The following is a 19,414-nucleotide window of genomic DNA, read 5'->3' as shown; positions in this document are numbered from 1 at the left end:
TTAGATAGAAGGAAGGTCACATATGGTTCGGCCCGAAGTTCAGGACTTCGTTAACCTAGGCAAACTACCGTCTGAGCGTGGCGAACCCACGGAAGAACTCGAGGAAGCTGTAGATCGCGCCGGAGCACTACTGGATCTTATTGAACGCCCCGTAACTGACGAGGAGGCAAATGCCTTGGCAGAATGCTTCGGTGAGGACCTATGCTTCGGTCTGGCTTGGAACCTGTTGCATCTTATTGAAACTGCGCCATCTGCGAGAATAAGCCCGCCCGATGGTGCGCGGCGCTGGCGAGAGGGTCTTTCAAACCTTTAGCCATTGCAGCTGGATTTCGCACTGACAAGGGTCGACAAGCAACGACGCGATTGTTGTGGCCACAACCTGTTTCAGCAAGCGAACTAAGGGCATTAGCGGGCTTGTCGAGAGCGGAGTGGGGTCACTACCGAACGTATTGGTGCCACTCCACGGTGCGCTGGTGGGCGTGGCCGGGCATCCAGGTTGCTGTCACGGTTGCTGTCAAGCGCTGACATAACATGCACATAAATCGATGCATCAAATGTGGACTAGGTTGCCTGATGAATGCGTGAGATGAACGAGGGCCGAGGGCGCCAGCGTTCGGCTGGGAGGCGCCTTGGGCGTCGATCCCCGGTAGGCATAGCGACGGCTGACCCGTGAAGGGATCGTCACGGCGTTGACTGCCTCGGCTGGGAGGCGTCGCCGTGTCGGTGTGGTGGTTGCGTGGGCGCGTGCGCGCGGGCCGGAACGGCATAGCGCGTGCGCGTGCGTCCGGCGTAGCCGGGCGCTCTTGATGGTCCTTGTATAGATGTTTTGAGCCAGCCTGCGATCTTGGAGGCGACGATCGGCCGGTTCGGTGTCGGAGCTGCTGCGCTCGCCTGGCTCGGGCGGCAGTGGCGGTGGGCCTGGGGTCACCGCGGCTGGCGGTGTGCCTGTACGAGGTCGATGTAGAAGGTCGGTTCGAGGTCGTCGTCGGTCAGGCCGAGGTCGGTGAGCACGCCGTGGATGGCCTTGAGCGCGTCGTCGCGGTCGGTGTCGTCGGAGATGAGGGTCTCGATTTCCAGGAAGGTGCCGTCGATCTCGGGGATGGTCACGACGGTGGCGACGATCGGGTGCCGGTGGGCGGTGAAGCGAAAGTTCTCGCACTGCTTGGTGTAGGCGATCAGGGGTTGCAGGCCGAGACCGGTCAAGATGGCGTCAGCGGCTTCTGAGTCGGCGACTTCGGTCTCCCACTCCGGGGTGCTGGCGTTGTCCAGCACCGCGTCCTTGAACGTCCACACCGTCCGCCTGCCGGTGGGCTTGTCGATGATCCGCAGCCGCAGTTCCTGACGGCCGGTGTCGGTCAGCCTGCGGTCGGGGAAGTCGTAGTAGGTGTCGGCATATGTGCTCACCTCACCGTCGGCCCAACTCCGTAGCCGGCCCACGACGGTGTCGGGGTCGGTGATCCTGGCCTTGAGCTCTACCTCGATCGGCATCGGGTGCGCCTCCTGGTCAGACCACGCGCTGGGCGTGGGCGAGGATGTCGGTGAAACTGCGTCGGAACCCTGCGTACAGCGTCCCGCCCGCTACGGTGGAGATCTTGTAGGTGGGGGACTCGTGGCCTTCCCGGTCGGCGGTGAACGCCGACACGTACAGGGTGTCGTCCAGGCCGAACAGCCGCCAGACCGGCTGTGTCCGGTAGAGCCACACCTGCACATTGGCGACCGCCGACAGCTCCCGCAGGCGGGCGATGGACATGCGGATGCCTGCGGCGAACCCGTCGACCGACTCGCCGATCTCGGCCGCCCGCGCCGCTGCGGCGTGGCTGTCCGGGTCGAGCATCGCCACCCGCACCGAGACCGGACGCGACGGCTCGGTCAGCGCGGGGCGCAGCAGCGAGTCCTTCATGCCGATGATGCCCAGCGCCCGCACGGCCAGCACGTCGAAGCGGGCGGCGGTGCGGGCGGTAGCCTGGATGTCGGCCGTGGCGGCGGCCTGGTTGCCGAACACCCGCACGATCTCGCCGAACCATGCGGCGTCGTGGCCGCCGGTGCGGTCCTGCCGGGGTGCCAGGCCCAGGGCGATGCGGGCGTGGTCGGGCATGGCCAGCCCGTCGGCGATCCGCTCGAACACCTCCAGCGCTTCGACCTGCCGCTGACCCCGCAGGATCTCGCTGACCCGGCCTTGCAGGATGCCCACGGCGTTGGCGATGCGGTGCTGGCTGGCCCCGTGGCGGTGCGCCAGCCGCAGCAGCCCGGAAGCGTCCCGCGCCGGTAGCGCCTGCACGGCGGCGTCGGTGCGCCACGCCGCGTCGGGCAGCACGATCGGCTCGAACACCGTCGTCACCAGACACCCCCACACCGCCAGCGACGGCCGTCGCTATCCCCCGGTGAGATTAGCCGGTGACATCACCCCGGCGCGATCGCGGACCCTCGCCGCGACACGGAAGAGTCACCACTTGAGAGCCCTGCCGCCCGGAGCGAACCGAACGCCCTGACGGTAGGCGCCCGCGGTGGGCAGCCGTTGCCCGCCGACGCCAGCCGGGGTACGACGGCACGTCTCGCACCCGTGCGCACCGGCCCCGGCTGGCACCCACCCGCGCAGACCGATCCGCCGGGCTCGGAACGCGCGGCAGGACGCCGAGGAGGCCACCATGGGCAAGGCACTGGACCGCAGCGCACTGGCCGCCTACGCCAAGGCCCGCATCCGCGCCGCCCACGACATCCAACAGTGGCACCACCCCGACAGGTTCGGGCTCTGCGCCTGCGGACGACCACGACCATGCACCGTCGCCGCCGCATGCCTGACCACCATCGCCCGCTACCAGGCCACGCTCGCCCTCACCGACACCACCATGCCCATGCCGACCATCACGCCCCGTAAGACGACCTCCGGCGCTGCCGACGACCGGCCGCCATCCGCATAGCCGGGCCGGGCTGACCCAAGCTCTATCGACGCTCGTGGTTGCTGTGGCGGCCGACACACCCGGCGTTCCCCCACGTTGCGGTCAGCGTTGCTGTCAACATCGCACAGCCTCTATGCGCATGATCGTCCGAGGTGAAGCTCAGTCCACGTCGCGCCACACTTCAGGCTGAGCGCTGCGGCGCTGATCATGGTGCTCAGGCCACACGTACTATGTGATCGCCGGTGACACACCGGTACTCGTACACAACTGCACACCCGGGACGCCCTGTACCTGTGGCACTCCGACTCGTACGACATCTAGCAATGCTCAAATTCTTGGCGATAACATGGTTGCGGCTGGAATTCCTCAGCCTCCGCAAACGTCGCCGCATCACATGGTTGCAAGTACTTCGCCAAAGGCAGCGCCTGCCCGGCAGCAGCTAGCGAACTTCGGTATCGATATCAATGATCCGAGGAACGGAGTATTCCTTCCACGGGGCTCGGCATCGCCCAATCCAACGGGCGCTGCCGTGCATTCAAAAGTTCATGCGAATGTGTACTACGATACCGTCAATTACCTGATGTCAGGGGCGAGAAATGCCTCTGAGGGCACGGATGTTCTAAACTACATCCGAAATCAGTTGCAGGCCGGTCCCTGGCCCTAGCTAGCGCCGGCGACAGAGATGCCCGGCTGTCCCGTGGGGATGGCCGGGCCTGATCCGCAGGCCGAAAGGGTGTATAATGCCTGGTAGTACCCCCATCGTGGCAGCGGAGGCCATGCTCCGTGATCTTCTGGGTTCCGGCGATCACGTCGCAGTCCCGCCATCTGTTGATTCTGTCCTGCGGGCAATAAGGCGATTCGGCTCGGTGGAATTCGATGTATCAGATTTGCCTGATGCCGACGGGTTCCTCTTTCAGTACGGGAACTTCAATTGGCTTGCTAATCCTGGTTTCGTCATCGGGTTCGTGCGCCAGTTTGAAGAGGTTGATACCGCAGGTGAACATGTTTGCTACATACAACTCCAATGCGAATTCACTTACTTCATCAGCCCGGAACTTGAGTCGATAGCCGGGAATGAGGATTGGTGGTTTCGGGGTGAGCGGGAACCATTTGAAGCATGGTTCGCGAGGTGTTCGTCAGACCCAGTCTGGAACCTCGTCCGAGACCTGAAACCGTTGCAGTTCACTGTCGCGCAGGGGTCGGTTTGATCGCCACTCCGGGAGGGTTGACGGCCACTTCGTAGGGTAATCGGTCCGTTGCCTTAAGCGCTGGTGGGCCTGTTCGTGCGCTCGGGTTGCCGTCACCGTTGCCGTCAAGCATCGATATAACATGTCGATGGATCGATGCAAGGGTCTAATATGGACAGATTGCCATTGTGTGCGCTCGCTACAGCTTGCTGACTGCGGGAACGGGCCGAGGTATCCGGTGGCGTGCCGCGTCAGCGGTGCGGCGTCGATTGCCGGTTGCCGCTTCTCGGCTTGACCACCCTGGCGATCGTCACGGCCTCGGGTTCAGCGGATCGCTTCGGGCATCTCTGTTGCCTTGATGCGTGGGCGCGTGCGCGCGGGCCGGAACGGCGTAGCGCGTGCGCGTGCGTCCGGCGTAGCCGGGCGCTCTTGATGTTCTTTGTATAGACGTTTTGAGCCAGCTTATGATCTTGCGTGGTGCTGGCCGTCGGTGCGGGCATCGTCGATGTGGTTGGCGGCGTCAGCGTGCCAGTGTTCGGTGGGGATGTGCGCAGGCCAGCCGAGGAAGCGTTCGTGTAGCGTGCCTGCGGCGGCCTGGCGAAGGTCCTGGCAGGCCTCGATGAAGTATCCGGACAGGTGGATCATGAGTGAGACCGGTGCTTGGTGGTAGTGCGCGATCAGCTGCCGTTGGCGGGTCGGGCATGGCCAGGCGGCGGCGCAGCCCGCGCAGGTCCAGTCTGGTCGGATCGGCTGGTGCATCGACATCGGGTGCTCCGTTCAGCTGTCGCGGCGTAGCTTCGCGGCCTGCTGTTTGTGCTCGTGGCACAGGGCGGAGGTCGGTTGGCCGCAGTTGCCGCACCAGGTGATCGGCACCCCGTCGTGGCGTTGGCGGGTGCGGCGTGGTCGTGCCAGTAGTCCGGCGAGGACGCCGAGGATGAGCCCGGCGATGGTGTCCAGAGCGTGCATGTGCTGCCTGCTTCCTTAGGGGTGTGGGGTGCCGGGACGGGCGGGGGTGCGAGCCACGGGCCGTCCCGGCCCGGCTCCTACAGCGGCCCGCCGTCCCGGCCGACGCAGAGCTGCTCCGGTGGTGCCGACGTCTGTGTGCCGAGGTGGGCGATGACGCGGGCGGCGGCCTGTTCGGCGTGTTCGAGCAGGGTACGCAGCGGCGAGTAGGCGACTCTGCCGGCGAGTTTGCGGGCGGTGTCGGCCTGGTCGAGTCCGGCAACGAGTACGCGGGCGTGTTCGAGGGCGCGCAGTACCGTCTGCATCTCGTGGGCCATGTCGGCGGGACTGCTCATGTGGCGACTCCTCGTCGACAGATGATCAACAGACTGTGACATCAGATTGGTAATTACCTTTGCATCGTCCTGTTTGGTCCGTCAACCCTTGGCGCTAGATTGGTTAGGACGTTTCCGTGGGAGGGTGGGCCGACGTGCCGGGACAGCCGAAGTACCAGCGCATCGCCGAGCAGTTGCGCCGACAGATCGACGACGGAGCGCTGCCACCCGGCGCGAAACTGCCCACCGAGGACGAGCTCCAGGCCGCCTACGGCGTGTCACGCCCGACCGTGCGCGATGCCACCGACGTGCTCCAGGCTGCCGGGCTCGTCGAGCGCCGCCCCGGTCGAGGCGGCGGGGTGTTCGTCCGTGAACGGGTGACGATCGACGCGTACGCGTGGCGCGACGACCAGCCGATGAGCACGACGTCGGAGGCCGACCTGTTCTTCCGCACCGTCCGCGAGCAGGGCTACGAACCCAGCCAGCAGTTCTCCACCCGCGTCGAGCCGATGCCCGCCGACTACGCCACCCTGCTGCACGTCCAGCCCGGCAGCACCGCCGCGGTACGCCGCTGCCTGCGGTTCGTCGACGGCGTGCCCCACTCGATCCAGGACTCCTGGTACCCGCAGTGGCTGTGCGAGAAGATTCCGGAACTGTTCAGTCCGCACAACATCGCCCAGGGCACTACACGGCTGCTGGCCGAGCGCGGCTATCACCAGGTCGCCGCGCTGACCACGACCGGCGCACGCATGCCCACCCCGATCGAAGCCGCCCTGCTGCAGATCCCGGTCGCGGCCGGCACTCCGGTCCTGCACAACGTCCTCACCGGCTACACCGCTGACGGGCCGCTGCGCATCTCCACCGCGACCTTCGCCGCAGACAAGGTCCGGCTCGTCTCCGCCCACGGCGACATCGACACCATCACCAGGCACCGCCGATGATCCTCCGACGGGCGCGGATGACCGACATCGACACCATCCTCGACTGGCGCACCCAACGCGCTGCCTGGCTGGCCGCACGCGGGCAGACCCAATGGCAGACCCCCTGGCCCCGATGGGCCGTTGCCGCCGCGATCCAAGCCGGCCAGACCTGGCTGGCCCACGACGGCGACACCCCGGCCGCGTCGATCACCCTGACCGCCTACACCGACCTCGACAGGCTCTGGAAATCCGACCGCGCCCCTGACGCCGACACCCTCTGGCACCCGGTCGACGACCCCGCCAACGCCCTATACGCCTCCAAGGTCATGGTGCCCCTGCACCACGCCGGCACCGGACTCGGCTCCGAACTGCTCGACTGGGCGGCCGGCCGCGCCTATGACGCCGGAGTCCTCTGGCTACGCCTGGACGCCTGGACCACCAACACTCGTCTACACGCCTACTACAACGGACTCGGGTTCGACCACGTCCGCACCGTCACCACCCGCGCCTCCGGCGCCTGCTTCCAACGCCCCGCCCAGCCCTACCGCGGAACCCGACTCAAAGAAGATCAATAACAGTCAGGCGCCAGACCTTCCAGCCGCACGCATCGACGTCTCTCGCCGGCATGGCGGCCGACACATCCGACGTTCCCTCACGTTGCGGTCAGGGTTGCTGTCGGCATCGCAATGCGTCGATCAGAAAGATCGCTGGTCGCGCGGACGCCGCAGCTCAGCACGACTCATCGTCGTGGCGGATCGCCTCGAAAGCGGCCCTGACTCCACACGTACTATGTGATCGCCGGTGAGACTCCGGTACTCGTACACAACTGCAATGGGCCCAACTGCACGTGCGGTCCCTCAGCGACCGAACTCAGAAATACGCCCGGTGTTGCGGGTGGCAATGGCGCGCCTATGGGTGGCGGAAACTGGCTTCGCGGATCACACGGAAATGCTGGTGTCTTTCCGAGTCAAGTTGCGGATCGTCTACGCGGCCAGTCGTTCGACACCTTCGGCGATTTCCGTGAGGCGTTCTGGAGGGAGGTGGGTAGCGACGCCGATCTCTCGGCAGGATTCAGTCCGGCAAACGTCGCGAGAATGCAGAACGGCAATGCGCCATTTGTGGCGACCTCGCAACATTTCGGTCCGGGCAGGAACTACGTGTTGCACCACGTCGATCCCCTCCAGCACGGTGGGGGGGTGTACGATATGGATAACCTGGTCGTCGTTACACCGCTATATCACTCCCAGATCCTTAAACCCAGCTATCACTATGGAAATGGCTAGAATGGTCCTTGATGGCGCCGGACGCGAGCGAGCGCTTTGGCTTATCGGGGAGTTGCGCGATCCCAGACTCCCAGATGAATCGGCTGATGCGCTGCTCGTGGAACTGGAAAGGCTACTCGCGTTCCCGCGAATTACGGATCTCTTGTTCTACGAGAACCCCGAATTGTCGGACGAGGAAGTCATAGAAAAGGCGCTTGGAAATAGGCCGATTGAACTCTAGTGCCGCGTCACGCGGCCTTGATGGTGTAACCCGGCTCGCGAATACGTGAGCCGGGTGCGAAGTTGGTCTTGGGTTTCGCGCGGTGGTTGCGCCATCGGATGTAGGCGCCGATCGCGGCGTCCTGCTCAGCATGGGACTGGTGGTCGGTGCCGTTGAGGGCGAAGTAGCGCAGGGCGGCGAACTCGCATTCGATCCAGTTCAGCCACGAGGCGTAGGTCGGTAGGAACACCAGTTCCACCTGGTTGGCCGCGCACCACGCCTTGACGGTGGCGTGCTTGTGGGTAGAGAGGTTGTCGCAGATCAGGTAGAGCTTCTCACCGGGCCAGCGGGCGCGTAGCGCCTTGAGCAGGCCGAGGAACTCGCGGGCGCGTTTGCGGTTCTTGATCCAGTAGAACATCTTCCCGCTGGCCAGGTCGAGTGCGGCCAGCATGTGCCGAACTCCCTGCGTGCGGGTGTAGGTCGCGGGTAGCCGGCGGGCCCGCTCGACCGGACGCCAGACCTTCCCGGCCCGGGGTTGGAGGTTGAGCGGCCCGAACTCGTCGACGCAGAGCACCCGCCCGTCGGTGGGCGGCCGGTCGTAGAGGTCGAGGATCCGGCGGAGTTTGGCCTGGAAGTCGGGGTCGTTGGACGACTTCCAGGTCTTGGTGGCCTGCCAGGACACCCCGCCTTCGTGCAGGATGTGCCGCAGCGTCTCGCGGCTGACGTCGGCGACCAGGCCGGTGGCGATGAGGTGGTCGCGCAGCTTGGACAGCGACCAGGTGGAGAACGGCAGTTTCAGGAACCGGGGGTCGCACCAGGCGATCGTGACGATCTTCGCGCGGACGACGTCACTGATCTTCTTCGGTGGGCCCCCAGCCCATTTTGGGTCAAGTGCGTCGAACCCCCGCTCGTTGAACGCGTGGATCACGCCGCGGACATAGTCCGCGCTGACCCGCATCAGGTGCGCGATGTCGGCCGCGGGCTGGCCCTGCGCCGACATCAGCACCACGATCGACCGACGCAGTTTGACCGGGTCCTTGGCGGTGCGCCCGATCCGCTGCAGCCGCTGACCCTCGGCCATCGTGATCTCGCGGACGAACACTTCCGGCGGACGAGCCATAGCCACCTCTGCAACCCGAGAAACAGTCGCAGCAAAGCCTGCCGCACCAACCGCCGGAATCAGTGGATTACACGGCCAACCCCGCGGGACGAGCCACTAGTTCCCACCTCAGACACGGACGTAGCTGGCGTCCTAAAAGCGGTCTGCGGCCACGCTGAGTCCAGGACAGCCATGGCCGCCTCCTCTGGGCCGGCTGCCTTGCCGCCCACCCGAATATGAAATGGCCGGGCGCGGCTCGCCGCCGACGCCCGGCATGGCGATCATGCAAGCAGCAGATCACCTGCCATCGTGATCATGTACTTAGGGTTCATGTAGTCCCGGAGACTCCAGACTTCATCAGCGAAGCTGTTTTTCCTGCTCAGTGGCGTTTGCTCTCCGCGTCTCGGGGTGCGTTTCGGGCGGCTCGCCCAGAAGGTGGGACGCAGGAAGTGGGGCTACTTCACGTGGGTATGAGGTCTCGTGCACCGGGCGCGTCGGGCACCTTGAGCGCATAACAGTCCTCACTGCCGCCGCCACGCCCGAATCAGCTCGATTAGCCTGCGGGCCGGATTGTCACTGCGGACGAACAGCAACGCGCCCAGCAGCGCCAACGACACCAGCACGATTCCGCCCGCGATCCAAGCTAAGCCGGAATCTGTGGCGGTCACGACCACGATGGCGCCGCCGACACCGAGCACATGGGCGATCTGGACCAGGCCGGCGACCCACGTCGGCACGGCCGCGCGGCGCGGCCCGGAAAGCACCCAGGCCAGCCTCGGCACGCCCCACAGGGTCTGCAACGTGAACCTGACCCTGGCCCGCCGGGTCGCCAGCGCGCCGACCTCGGCAGCCCATTCCTCCCGCCAGCGGCTGCGCGCGCTTCTCGGCAGGAGCAGTGTGGTCAACTCAAGCAGGCGTAGCGTCGTCAGCGTGGGCCGGTCGGTGACGGCCATTGGGCGCAGATAGGCGAGCGAGATCTCCTCCAGCTCCCGCCGGAGTCCGATCAGCCCTAAGCGCTGCGCGATCGGCGCCACGGTCTCCAGAGTGTCGCGGGCCACCCGGACCTGCCTGGCGATGCTTGCGTGCTGCAGCGTGCGCATATTGTGCAGCCGATCGGCCAGCTTTATTACCAGCACTTCGACGTCCGGCGAGCCGGCGTGACTCGCGTCCAGGTTAAGGGCCGTTCTGTGCAGCTCTGTGCTGGTCGGCAGCGCCTCGACCATCGCGGTCACGTCGTCGCCGAACTCCGCTCGCATCTGGGCGAAGGTGTAGGGCGTGTCGTCGACCGTGTCGTGCAGGATCGCGGCGCATACCGCGACAGGGCTCAGGTCGAGGTTGGCGACGATTGCCGCCACCTCCACCGGGTGTGTCACATAGGGGTCGCCGCTGCGACGTCGCTGTCCGGCATGCCAGCGAGCGGCCGTTTCGTACGCCGCGCGGATGGCCGCTCCATCGGTACGCGGGTACCGCGCCTCGATCGACGCGACCAACGCGGCACCCGGTTCCTCGAAGAAAGGGGGCCTCATGATGGCACCACGCCGGGATCGGTTTGGCCGCTGACGTTCCAGCCCGCTCGCTGGGGGCGGCCGGATCGATGTGAGCGGGCCAGCGCATCGCGTGCCTGCTCGGCGCCGTCGGCAGACAGGGAGTAGAACCTCCGACGGGGACGGCCGTCGGTTACCGATGCGCCGTCCTCCCAGCCGCTTTCGAGCCATCCGGCCTGCTCCAGCCGGGCAAGGATCGGGTAGACGGTGCCGGAGGCCAAGCCCACCAGATCGCAGATCTCCAGCCCGTACCGCTGCTGGGTCGGGTCCGAGGTGAACGCCTTCAGTACCAACTGGGTTTGCAGTGTCATTCGGGGGTCGGTCATAGTCGTACTCTACATAGCTAGAGAACGATACGTCTAGTATGAAGTTGCGACGATCAATGACCTGCTGTCGGATCAGCCGACGGCTGTACGGCGAGCAACCTCCCATTTCGTTATCCGCCATCGACGTGATCGGTGAGGCGTGCATCTCTGTGCGCAGCCGTGGCCCCTTCGACCTGGGCGGGTGCGGCTTCCCGGCGTTAGCGGAGCGCAGCTATCTTGCTGGCGTGATCGTTGACGATCGTCCTCAGCCGCTGGACTCCTGCTGGAACTACTGGCTCTGCATCGCGGGTGGCGACCAGGCAGGCATCATGGGCATGCTCGGGTTGACCGACCCGCAACCGACGACCTACGCGCTTGCCAGGGACATGGTGGACGATGCCAGCCACGGCAGGGACACGGGAATGGTGTGCGTGACGGGTGAGATCAACGGCTGGACTGCCGTCGTCGGTCCCTGGTGCAACCCCGCCGACTCGAGCCGCCGGGAAGAAGTGCGGCTTCTAGTAGAGGCGCTGAGCGGGGCTTACGGCGAAGCTCACGCCTTCTACTGGGGCGCGCAGGGCGACGGATCAACCTGGCTCATCGCTCGTGACGGCCACACTGTGCGCCGCTACAACAGCCTTGCCCCCTGGACATCGTTGGGCGACCCGCTCCCGATCGAGCAGCACTACCTTGATCAGTTCAACATCCCAGGTCGGCCAGAAGACCACGCCGACGACGACGACATGTACGACGACATCTACGAGTTCGAGTTTGCGTGCTCGGCTCAGAAGGTGGCGGAGACGCTCAGCCTTGACGTGGTCTGGGGCATGCCCGCCGACGCCGATGTGCGCGGCCAGGCCGTCCTGGCGCGGGTTCCAGACTGAACTCCGGTGGACCCACCGGGAACTGGCCTGGGGCGTAGCCTCGGGCTCAGATGTGACCGTCGCGCACTCGGGCTCGGCACACCGACTGCCTGCAGGAGCGGTGCAGACTGCGCTGACCTCTTCGCCGCCGCCAACTGCCGAAGGCCGGCCCCTTGCAGATGCCCAGGCCGCAAGATCACTGCGACCGCGCATCGCCGTCTGGCCGGGCGGCAACTCGCCATGGCCGTCGCCGCCCGGCAACCCTGATCAGGCAAGCAGCAGCGCACCGGCCATCGTGATCATGTACTTAGGGTTCATGTAGCCCCTTCGACACAAATACACGGCACGCCGTCCTGCGCTTGGCGAGATCGCAGGGTTGTGGCGGTGTCCTCCGTCGACGAACCCGGACCGGCATCTGTGCCTGCGGCAGGCTGAGTTCGATTCAGCCAGGGACGAGTACTACTTGCGCTACGGCAACTACGTAACCACTGAGCGTTCGTTCCTAGCTGTTGCCTCCCGGGTCCGCTACCGAAGCTGCAATGCCATCTTCGGCAGCTTCGGCGGCATAAGCGAGTGGCATCCGGCATTCCTGCCAACCTGGGTGCCATTCCACCATCCGATGCGGCGTCATCCGCGGCGTGGTACCCAACACGTGCATGATGGTGTCCCGGTCGCCCTGACACGCGTTCGCGTCACAGCGCCGGGGCGGACCGCATCGACCAGGTGAGCCAGGTTCCTAGGGACGGGCTAATCGAGGTGGGCCGAACTACCCGCCAGAAACGCCCGGGGACCCTGCGGTGCGACCCTTGCCGGCGCGGCTACGTCCACGATGGGGCCGCGCCGGCGACTGAAGGGTCAGCTCCTGACGGACCGGAGCAGGCGCAACGTCACCATCTCGAAGGGCCGCAGCTTGATGTGGACCGCGCCGTCGATGAGCTGCGCGGCATCCGTGTCGCCTCCGTCAATCGGCCGTTCCAACAGGTCGCACACGCTCACCGAGCGGACGTCGAACGACGGCGTGAGCCGGGTGCGGGCGCGGCCGCCCTGTGATTCGTAGACGCGTACGACAACATCTCCGCCCATGTCGTCGGCGAGCTTGACCGCGGTCGCGACGACCGCGTCGTTGTCGAGCTCCACCAGGGCGTCGACGTCGCCGCTGCCGGGCACGCGCCGTTCCGGCAGGTTGATCCGGTAGCCCTCCCGCACGGCGTCGCCGATGTCCGCGCCCGGCGCCAGCGCGTAACTGAACCGGTGCAAGCCCTGGTCGGTGTGGGGGTCGGGGAAGCGGGGAGCGCGCAGCAGTGACAACCGCACTGTCGTGGTCGTGCCGCCGTCGGCCCGCACGGCACGGGTCACGTCGTGGCCGTAGGTGGATCCGGTCACCACTGCCACGCCCCAACCGGGCTCTGCCAGGTGTACGAACCGGTGGTTGCACGCCTCGAACTTCGCCGCCTCCCAGCTGGTGTTGGTGTGCGTCGGGCGGAAGATGTGCCCGTACTGGGTCTCGGCGGCGTACCGGTCGGTGTGGATGTCGAGCGGGAACGCGGCCTTGAGGAACTTCTCCCGCTCCCGCCAGTCGACCTCGGTGTCGACGGCCAGCCGTTTCTCGCCCGCGACGAGGGTGAGCGTCTGCGTCGCCGTGGACTGCCCGAACGAGCGGACCACCCGCACCGCCACCGCGTCGGGGCCGTCGGCGACGACCGTCATCTCGTCGAGTTCGGTCAGGTCGACGACCGTGTTGCGGTAGAACTGGTCCACGTCCCACGCGTCCCACTTGTTCGGGAAGTCGGGGTGGATCTGCAACAGGTTCGCGGCGGCCCCGGCGGGGACCGTCTCGCGGTCGTTGTCGACGTCGTGGACCGACACGACCAGGCCGCGCGCATCGACACGCACCCGGACCAGGCCGTTGTCCAGCAGCCAGCCACCGCCGTGCGCGGCGGTGACGGTACATCCGCCCGCGCCGGCCGGGGTGAGGCGACCCGCCCGCGCGGGCACGCCCGCACGAGCGTGCGGCGCGGCGTTGAACACGACCTCGCCGCCGGCCGCCGGATCCCCGGCGAGCGCCCGCTGCGCCCGCTCGATGATCGCCGTCAGGTCCGCGGCGACGGCGGCGTACACGGCCTCGGCTTCGCGGTGTACCCAGGCGATCGACGACCCGGGCAGGATGTCGTGGAACTGGTGCAGCAGCACCGTCTTCCACAGTCGGTCCAGTTCCTGGTGCGGATACGGCAGCCCGGTCCGCACCGCCGCGGTCGCCGACCACAACTCGGCCTCGTAGAGCAGGTGTTCGCTACGCCGGTTGCCCTGCTTGGTCTTCGCCTGGCTGGTCAACGTCGCCCGGTGCAACTCCAGATACAGTTCCCCGACCCAGACCGGGGGGTCGACGTACTCGGCCTGCGCCCGGGCGAAGAAGTCCGCGGGCCGCTCCCATTGCACGACGGCCGAGCCTTCCAGGTCGCGCATCCGCGCCGCCTTGGCGATCATCTCGCGGGTCGTGCCGCCCCCGCCGTCGCCCCAGCCCGTCGGCGCCAGCGAGTGCCGCGCCCGGCCCTTGTCCTTGAAGTTGCGGGCGGCGTGGGCGATTTCCCGGCCGAGCATCGCGCAGTTGTACGTGTCCACCGGCGGGAAGTGCGTGAAGATCCGCGTCCCGTCGATGCCCTCCCACAGGAACGTGTGGTGCGGGAACTTGTTGATCTGGCTCCACGAGATCTTCTGCGTGAGCAGCCACTTCGCGCCCGCGGCCTTGATGATCTGGGGCAGGCCGCCGGCGAAGCCGAACGTGTCGGGCAGCCACGCCTCTTCGTTGTCGACCCCGAACTCCTCCAGGAAGAACCGCTTGCCGTGCACGAACTGCCGCGCCATCGCCTCCGAGCCCGGCATGTTCGTGTCCGACTCGACCCACATACCGCCCGCGGGCACGAACCGGCCCTCGGTGACAGCCTTCTTGACCTGGGCGTACACCTCCGGCCGGTGCTCCTTGAGCCAGGCGTACTGCTGCGCCTGGCTCATGGCGTAGACGAAGTCCGGCTCGTCGGCCAGCAGCGCGGTCATGTTCGCCGTGGTCCGGGCGACCTTGCGTACGGTCTCCCGCAGCGGCCACAGCCACGCCGAGTCGATGTGCGCGTGCCCGACCGCGCTGATCCGGTGCGCCGACGGTTCGGCCGGCGCGGCGAGCACACCCGCCAGCTGCTCACGCGCCGCCGCCGCGGTCGCGTTGACGTCCTGCAGGTCGAGCACGTCCAGCGCCCGGTCGACGGCGCGCAGGATGTCCCAGCGCCGCCCGCCCTCGACCGGCAGCTCGGCCATCAGCTCGCCGAGCACCTCGAGGTCCTGGACGAGCTGCCAGACCGTGTCGTCGAAGACCGCCAGTTCCATCCGTTCGAGCCGGTAGAGCGGCTCGTCGCCGGCGGTGTCCCGGTCCCCGAGCGCGGTCGGCCGAAACGGCTGGTAGCCCAGGATCATCGGGTTGGACGCGGCCTCGACGTGCAGCAGCACCTGCTCGCCTCCGGCGACCGGCGCGCCGATGCGTACCCACTGGTTGCGGGGGTTGAGGCCTTTGACCGCCGTCCCGTCGGGCCGGTAGACCAGGCCTTCGCACTGGAATCCCGCCCGGTTCGGATCGAATCCGAGGTCGAGCAGGGCCTCGACGGTCCTGCCCGCCCATCCGGCGGGCACCGTGCCGCAGACGGTCAGCCAGCTGGTGCCCCACGGCGCTCCCCAGGCGTCGCCGACCGAGATCGGCGAGCCCACCGCGGCCAGGCCCTCGGCGACCGGAACGGGCTCGCCGGGAGCGTTCCAGATCGTCACCTGCAGCGGCGCCGACTCCGGGTAGACCGCGGGGCGGATACGTTCCTCCAGGACGCGCTTGAGGCGCGCCTCGGCGAGCAGGCGGTCGTCGTGCACGGCTTCTCCCATGTTCGGTGCGCCGCGGGTCGTCGCCCGGCTGGTGGCCGGGCCGGCTCCGGGCTGATCAAGGCTGCCCGCTGACCGTATCGCCCGCGCCTGATCCGCACCGACCTGAGTCGCCCGCGCGGCCGGCATGCTCGCCGCAGCCGTGCCCAGCCGGGTGCATGATGCTCAGCCGAGCACCGTGGAGCGGGCGCAGGTACCGGTCGCGTTCGTCGGCCGTCAGCCTGCGTGCTGAAGGGCTGGGGTCGCGGGCTTGCGGTACGCGTCGAGGCTGACGGCGGCGCGGGGATCGGCCGGGTCGCGTACCAGCCTGGCCACGGCCAGCCACATCAGCCGCTCGTCGGCGAGGTTGTCGGGCATGACCAACCCCAGGTGCTCGGCCAGCCGGACGCGGCCGAGGTTGACGATGGAGCGCACCGCCCCGTCCCAGCCGTCGACGGCACGCACCGCCGCGGAGTACCAGACCCGGGCGAGGACCAGCAGCACCACCGCCGCGATCACCGGTCCCTGTCCGGTGACCGTCCCGGAAGACCTCAGCACGACGAGGACGACCGCGAGCAGCACGTGGCCCGACAACAGGCACACGAAGAAGTCGACGTTGGTCCGGGCCGCGGTTTCTTCCTTGCGGGCCTGCTCGTCGGCCACGCAGCCCAGTTCGCTCCAGAGGATCTGCGAGTCGAGTCCGAATCGGCTCCAGGCGTACTCTTCGAGCCGGCGGATCGAGTTGCCCAGCCGGGTCGGCGCGATCTGGGCGTCGTCGAGCGGGTAGCGGCGCAGCTGTTCGGCGACCAGTCCGGTCACCACGGCCGAGCCTTCGCCGCGCCTGGTGTAGGCGGCGAGCCGCCGGTGGGCGCGGTAGGGCGCGATCGCCGTGGCGACGTCCTCGCCGCGAGCTTCGGCTTCGGCCAGGCGCAGGGCGGTGAGCCGGTCGGTGAGCAGCCGTTTGCGCGCGAGCTGGCGTTGCCGGGCCCAGCGTTGCAGCGCCCACGGCCACAGGGTGTAGCCCTCCAGGACCCGGTAGAGGAAGTTCTGCACGGCGGCCAGGACGAGCCCTGCGACCAGGACCCCGGAGACGACGGCGACGACGGCGGCGGTGTTGGCTCCGCTGAGCAGGTCACCGATGTCGACGGGGGTCAGTGCCGGGGCCACGGCGACGAACAGTGTCACGTTGATCAGGGTCGGCAGGATCCAGCCCACCAGCAGCCCCCAGCCGCCGCCGAGGATGCCCTTGGCGATGTCGCTCACGATCCGCCCCGCAGGCGGCGCAGCAGCCGCCCGACCAGCCCCGGGCCGTCGGGTGTCAGCGGTCCCGCGGTCTGGTCCTTTCCGGACCAGCCCCCTGCCAGGTCTGGTCCCGGCGGCGCGCCGCCGGGCGCCGCGTAGTGCGATGGCGCCTGGTAGAAGTCCGGTCCTGGCGGCGCGGCGGTGACAGGCGAGGTGTAGGTCTCGGGCCACGGCGGCCCGGCCGGGTGGTTCGGCACTGGCCAGTCGTTCGGCGGAGTCTCACCCGGCGCAGGCCCGTCGTTCTGCCAGCGGGCGGCCTGTTGCGGTTGCGCCCACGTCGGCTGTGCTGAGTCGTACAGGTCGGGGCCGGGCGGGGTGGCCTGTTGCGGTTGCGCCCACGTCGGCTGTGCCGAGTCGTAGAGGTCGGGGCCGGGCGGGGTGGCCTGTTGCGCTTGCGTCCACGTCGGCTGTGCTGAGTCGTACAGGTCGGGGCCGGGCGGGGCGGCCGAGGGCGGTGCGTCGTCGTACGGCGACCAGTCGGCCGGGGGCTGGTACTGCCACCCGACCGGGGGTTCGGTCGATGGGCCGGTCGGCTCATGGTCGCCTGGACGCACGGCTCCTCCTTCATCGGCGGTGTCCGTGACACGGTACACATAGGGCGCCGGACGCCGCATCGTCCCGAGCACCACCGTCGACCGACGCCGTAGCCCGTGCCGCCTACGGCTTCGGCAACCCCGCCAACCAGCGGCTGCGCACTCGCTGCGCCACGACGCGGCGGTACCGCGGCCACCTCGACCCCCGCTGGTGTCCGTTGACCCGTGAAATCTGGCTGCCGCCCTGTTCCCATCAAGCTGGGGCCTATGTAGATTACCTACTATGATCACCGAGATACGCATGACCGTGCCTGTCGCACGGGTTCTTGCGGCCCTCGTCGCCGACCCGACCGGTGACCACTACGGAATGGAGCTGATGCAGTCGTCCGGACTGCCCAGCGGGACGCTGTATCCGATCCTGGCCAGGCTGACCGAGGCCGGCTGGCTGGAGAAGCGCTGGGAGGAGATCGATCCGTCCGCGGTCGGCCGCCCGGCCCGGGCGTACTACCGGCTCACGCCGGCGGCGCTGCCGGTCGCCCGCCGGCGCCTCGCCGAACTGCACGAGCAGACCAGGACGGCGCCCGCGCACACCGTCGCGAAGGAGGCCACCGCATGATCAGGCGTCTGTGTCACGCGTTCCTGGCCAGCGCGGCCCGGCGCTGGCCGGCTGAACTGCGTGGCGAGATGCTCGCCGAGTGGCGGGCCGAGCTGCACGCCATCCCCACGCCTGCCCGGCGGCTACGCTACGCGGCGAGCCTCGCCTCGTCCCGCCCCCACCGCGAGCCCGCGCTCGTGGTCTCGCCGGGACGCAACCTCGCACACCTGGTGCTGTCGTTCGTACTGGTGGTAGGGCTGCCCTGGGTGTACGGCCGGTTCTCCCTCGGCTGGACCACCTCCGTCTCGGACGACACGATCGGCTGGCAGGCATGGGCGGGCGTGGGCGGCATCGTCGGCGCCGTCGCGCTGGGAATCATCTGCGCGCGGGCCACGACGGGAGTGACGCAGCTGATCCGGCCGGCGTTCGTGCCGCTGTGGACCGTCGGCATCATGTACACGATGCTGCTGGCCGGACCGTTACTGGAGGGGCACCTGCCCAACCGGTCCCATGCGATCAGCCATTCCTGGTGGGCGCTGAGCGCCGTCGTGCTGTGCACGCTAGCCGGCCGGGTCGCCAGGCGCGGCAGCGTGTTGCTCTCCTGGGGAGTCGTCATGCTCGCCGTGGCGGTTTCCTTGACGGTCGTGGACAGCAGCATCCACCACCTCGATGCGGGCGGTTTTGAAAGCTTCTTCGACGGCGAGTTCCTACCCGGATTCCTCTTCCTCGTGGTCACGCGGATATCCCTCCACGACACCGTCTTCCTGCTCGTCTACGCGCACTGCCTGGTCCGGCGGCACCGGGCAGCCGAACACCGGCTGACCACGCAGGCAATGCTCGTGTAGGACACCCGACCGCCAGACCGCCCCCGTACGCCGCATGGCACCCAACGGCCGGCGTGAAGCCCGATTGCCATGCCGCGCGCCGAAAATCGACGCGCCCGATACCGGCGGCCGTGGTTAGCCTTGCACACGTGGGGGTCCTCGATCGCAATCACGCATACACCGTGTTCAAGCACAACATCGACGCGGTGCGTGCCATGGTCGACGCCGGCCAGGTCATGGACGCGTTGATGCGGCGCGCCACGGCAGCCGACCTGGCCCGCCTCGGGGTCGCGGAGCTGGACCTGAGCCGGCTCGACGCGACAGACATGTACCGCGGAGCGTGGGGTCTGGCCGTCAGCGCGCTGGATCGGTGGGTGAGCGACGAGATCCTGCGCCGCGTACGGATCCTCGTGCTGATGCCGCCCGACCGTCGACCGAGGAAGCTCAACAAGGTCGCGGTCACCGGCGCCGTCACGAAACTTCCCGCTCGGCCAGGGCACGAAGGCGCTGTTCGGCCGCTATGGACCTGACGAAGGCGGCCTGATGATTGGCCGGTCGTCCTACACCTACCGTTCCTACTGACTGTGCATAAGTTGCACAGGTCCAGTCGTGTGCCCCGAACGGTCTTGGACACACTGGTCGCCCGCGTTCAGGTCGCAGTCCGGCGACGGGCATCGTGTGCGCGGTCCGGGAAT

General features: G+C 67.6%; 22 protein-coding genes. 11 read left to right on the top strand and 11 right to left on the bottom strand.

Annotation, left to right across the window (positions count from 1 at the left end):
- Positions 1–924 precede the first annotated feature (924 nt).
- Entirely contained in the window at positions 925–1,488 is a 564-nt protein-coding gene (gene cyaB / locus HAV39_RS30080; protein ID WP_191842544.1) for a class IV adenylate cyclase, read from the bottom strand.
- Between the two features lie 16 nt (positions 1,489–1,504).
- Entirely contained in the window at positions 1,505–2,338 is an 834-nt protein-coding gene (locus tag HAV39_RS30075; protein ID WP_191842543.1) for a helix-turn-helix domain-containing protein, read from the bottom strand.
- A 307-nt stretch (positions 2,339–2,645) separates the two neighbouring features.
- On the opposite strand from HAV39_RS30075, the gene HAV39_RS30070 reads away from it, so the two are divergent.
- The 3 genes from HAV39_RS30070 to HAV39_RS30060 all read left to right on the top strand — a co-directional run bounded on the left by HAV39_RS30070 (position 2,646) and on the right by HAV39_RS30060 (position 4,105).
- Positions 2,646–2,918, top strand: a complete 273-nt coding sequence (locus HAV39_RS30070) for a hypothetical protein (protein ID WP_191842542.1) — start codon at positions 2,646–2,648, stop codon at positions 2,916–2,918.
- A gap of 325 nt (positions 2,919–3,243) precedes the next feature.
- Positions 3,244–3,561 carry an AHH domain-containing protein gene (locus HAV39_RS43675; RefSeq protein ID WP_203736308.1) on the top strand — a complete coding sequence of 106 codons (318 nt, stop codon included), beginning with the start codon at positions 3,244–3,246 and terminating at the stop codon, positions 3,559–3,561.
- A gap of 97 nt (positions 3,562–3,658) precedes the next feature.
- Positions 3,659–4,105 (top strand): hypothetical protein, encoded by a 447-nt coding sequence (locus HAV39_RS30060; RefSeq protein WP_191842540.1) that lies wholly within the window; start codon positions 3,659–3,661, stop codon positions 4,103–4,105.
- Positions 4,106–4,546: 441 nt separating this feature from the next.
- On the opposite strand, the gene HAV39_RS30055 is transcribed toward HAV39_RS30060, so the two are convergent.
- The 3 genes from HAV39_RS30055 to HAV39_RS30045 form a co-directional block, all read right to left on the bottom strand.
- Complete coding sequence (locus HAV39_RS30055; RefSeq protein ID WP_239120647.1) at positions 4,547–4,849, bottom strand: flavin reductase; 303 nt, start codon at positions 4,847–4,849, stop codon at positions 4,547–4,549.
- A gap of 12 nt (positions 4,850–4,861) precedes the next feature.
- Positions 4,862–5,050 carry a hypothetical protein gene (locus tag HAV39_RS30050; protein ID WP_191842539.1) on the bottom strand — a complete coding sequence of 63 codons (189 nt, stop codon included), beginning with the start codon at positions 5,048–5,050 and terminating at the stop codon, positions 4,862–4,864.
- Positions 5,051–5,127: 77 nt separating this feature from the next.
- The gene (locus tag HAV39_RS30045; RefSeq protein ID WP_191842538.1) at positions 5,128–5,382 is read right to left on the bottom strand and encodes a hypothetical protein; all 255 of its coding nucleotides are present in this window, start codon (positions 5,380–5,382) and stop codon (positions 5,128–5,130) included.
- 116 nt (positions 5,383–5,498) lie between these two features.
- Between HAV39_RS30045 and HAV39_RS30040 the strand changes: the two genes are divergently transcribed.
- From HAV39_RS30040 to HAV39_RS30030, 4 genes are all read left to right on the top strand, one after another.
- A complete protein-coding gene (locus HAV39_RS30040; protein WP_244958894.1) occupies positions 5,499–6,302 on the top strand; it encodes a GntR family transcriptional regulator in 804 nt (267 codons plus the stop codon).
- Positions 6,299–6,856, top strand: coding sequence for a GNAT family N-acetyltransferase (locus HAV39_RS30035; protein ID WP_191842537.1), 558 nt, complete (start codon positions 6,299–6,301; stop codon positions 6,854–6,856). Before HAV39_RS30040 ends, HAV39_RS30035 begins: the two co-directional genes overlap by 4 nt.
- A gap of 216 nt (positions 6,857–7,072) precedes the next feature.
- The gene (locus HAV39_RS43670) at positions 7,073–7,564 is read left to right on the top strand and encodes a hypothetical protein (RefSeq protein ID WP_373311786.1); all 492 of its coding nucleotides are present in this window, start codon (positions 7,073–7,075) and stop codon (positions 7,562–7,564) included.
- Positions 7,557–7,784 carry a hypothetical protein gene (locus tag HAV39_RS30030; RefSeq protein ID WP_191842536.1) on the top strand — a complete coding sequence of 76 codons (228 nt, stop codon included), beginning with the start codon at positions 7,557–7,559 and terminating at the stop codon, positions 7,782–7,784. Before HAV39_RS43670 ends, HAV39_RS30030 begins: the two co-directional genes overlap by 8 nt.
- A 7-nt stretch (positions 7,785–7,791) precedes the next feature.
- On the opposite strand, the gene HAV39_RS30025 is transcribed toward HAV39_RS30030, so the two are convergent.
- The 3 genes from HAV39_RS30025 to HAV39_RS30015 form a co-directional block, all read right to left on the bottom strand.
- Positions 7,792–8,883, bottom strand: coding sequence for an IS630 family transposase (locus HAV39_RS30025; protein WP_191842535.1), 1,092 nt, complete (start codon positions 8,881–8,883; stop codon positions 7,792–7,794).
- Positions 8,884–9,383: 500 nt separating this feature from the next.
- Positions 9,384–10,388 (bottom strand): HD domain-containing protein, encoded by a 1,005-nt coding sequence (locus HAV39_RS30020; protein ID WP_191842534.1) that lies wholly within the window; start codon positions 10,386–10,388, stop codon positions 9,384–9,386.
- On the bottom strand, positions 10,385–10,732 hold the full coding sequence (locus HAV39_RS30015) for a PadR family transcriptional regulator (RefSeq protein ID WP_239120649.1): 348 nt from the start codon (positions 10,730–10,732) through the stop codon (positions 10,385–10,387). The genes HAV39_RS30020 and HAV39_RS30015 overlap by 4 nt, the downstream gene beginning before the upstream one ends.
- A 38-nt stretch (positions 10,733–10,770) precedes the next feature.
- Between HAV39_RS30015 and HAV39_RS30010 the strand changes: the two genes are divergently transcribed.
- On the top strand, positions 10,771–11,595 hold the full coding sequence (locus tag HAV39_RS30010) for a hypothetical protein (protein ID WP_191842533.1): 825 nt from the start codon (positions 10,771–10,773) through the stop codon (positions 11,593–11,595).
- Between the two features lie 834 nt (positions 11,596–12,429).
- Here HAV39_RS30010 and HAV39_RS30005 read toward each other — a convergent pair.
- The 3 genes from HAV39_RS30005 to HAV39_RS29995 all read right to left on the bottom strand — a co-directional run bounded on the left by HAV39_RS30005 (position 12,430) and on the right by HAV39_RS29995 (position 17,321).
- A complete protein-coding gene (locus HAV39_RS30005; protein ID WP_191842532.1) occupies positions 12,430–15,477 on the bottom strand; it encodes an alpha-mannosidase in 3,048 nt (1,015 codons plus the stop codon).
- Between the two features lie 225 nt (positions 15,478–15,702).
- Positions 15,703–16,728, bottom strand: a complete 1,026-nt coding sequence (locus HAV39_RS30000; RefSeq protein ID WP_191842531.1) for a hypothetical protein — start codon at positions 16,726–16,728, stop codon at positions 15,703–15,705.
- A complete protein-coding gene (locus HAV39_RS29995; RefSeq protein ID WP_191842530.1) occupies positions 16,725–17,321 on the bottom strand; it encodes a hypothetical protein in 597 nt (198 codons plus the stop codon). The genes HAV39_RS30000 and HAV39_RS29995 overlap by 4 nt, the downstream gene beginning before the upstream one ends.
- A 280-nt stretch (positions 17,322–17,601) precedes the next feature.
- Between HAV39_RS29995 and HAV39_RS29990 the strand changes: the two genes are divergently transcribed.
- The 3 genes from HAV39_RS29990 (at position 17,602) to HAV39_RS29980 (ending at position 19,249) form a co-directional block, all read left to right on the top strand.
- Complete coding sequence (locus tag HAV39_RS29990; protein WP_244958892.1) at positions 17,602–17,916, top strand: PadR family transcriptional regulator; 315 nt, start codon at positions 17,602–17,604, stop codon at positions 17,914–17,916.
- Complete coding sequence (locus HAV39_RS29985; protein WP_191842528.1) at positions 17,913–18,740, top strand: hypothetical protein; 828 nt, start codon at positions 17,913–17,915, stop codon at positions 18,738–18,740. Before HAV39_RS29990 ends, HAV39_RS29985 begins: the two co-directional genes overlap by 4 nt.
- Before the next feature lie 128 nt (positions 18,741–18,868).
- Positions 18,869–19,249, top strand: a complete 381-nt coding sequence (locus tag HAV39_RS29980; RefSeq protein ID WP_191842527.1) for a hypothetical protein — start codon at positions 18,869–18,871, stop codon at positions 19,247–19,249.
- Positions 19,250–19,414: the final 165 nt, after the last annotated feature.

Origin of the sequence: Catellatospora chokoriensis, from assembly GCF_011297315.1 — a bacterium.
Taxonomy (GTDB): domain Bacteria; phylum Actinomycetota; class Actinomycetes; order Mycobacteriales; family Micromonosporaceae; genus Catellatospora; species Catellatospora citrea.
The sequence above is the reverse complement of the archived record's forward strand: the minus strand, read 5'-3'. Positions and strand labels throughout refer to the sequence as shown.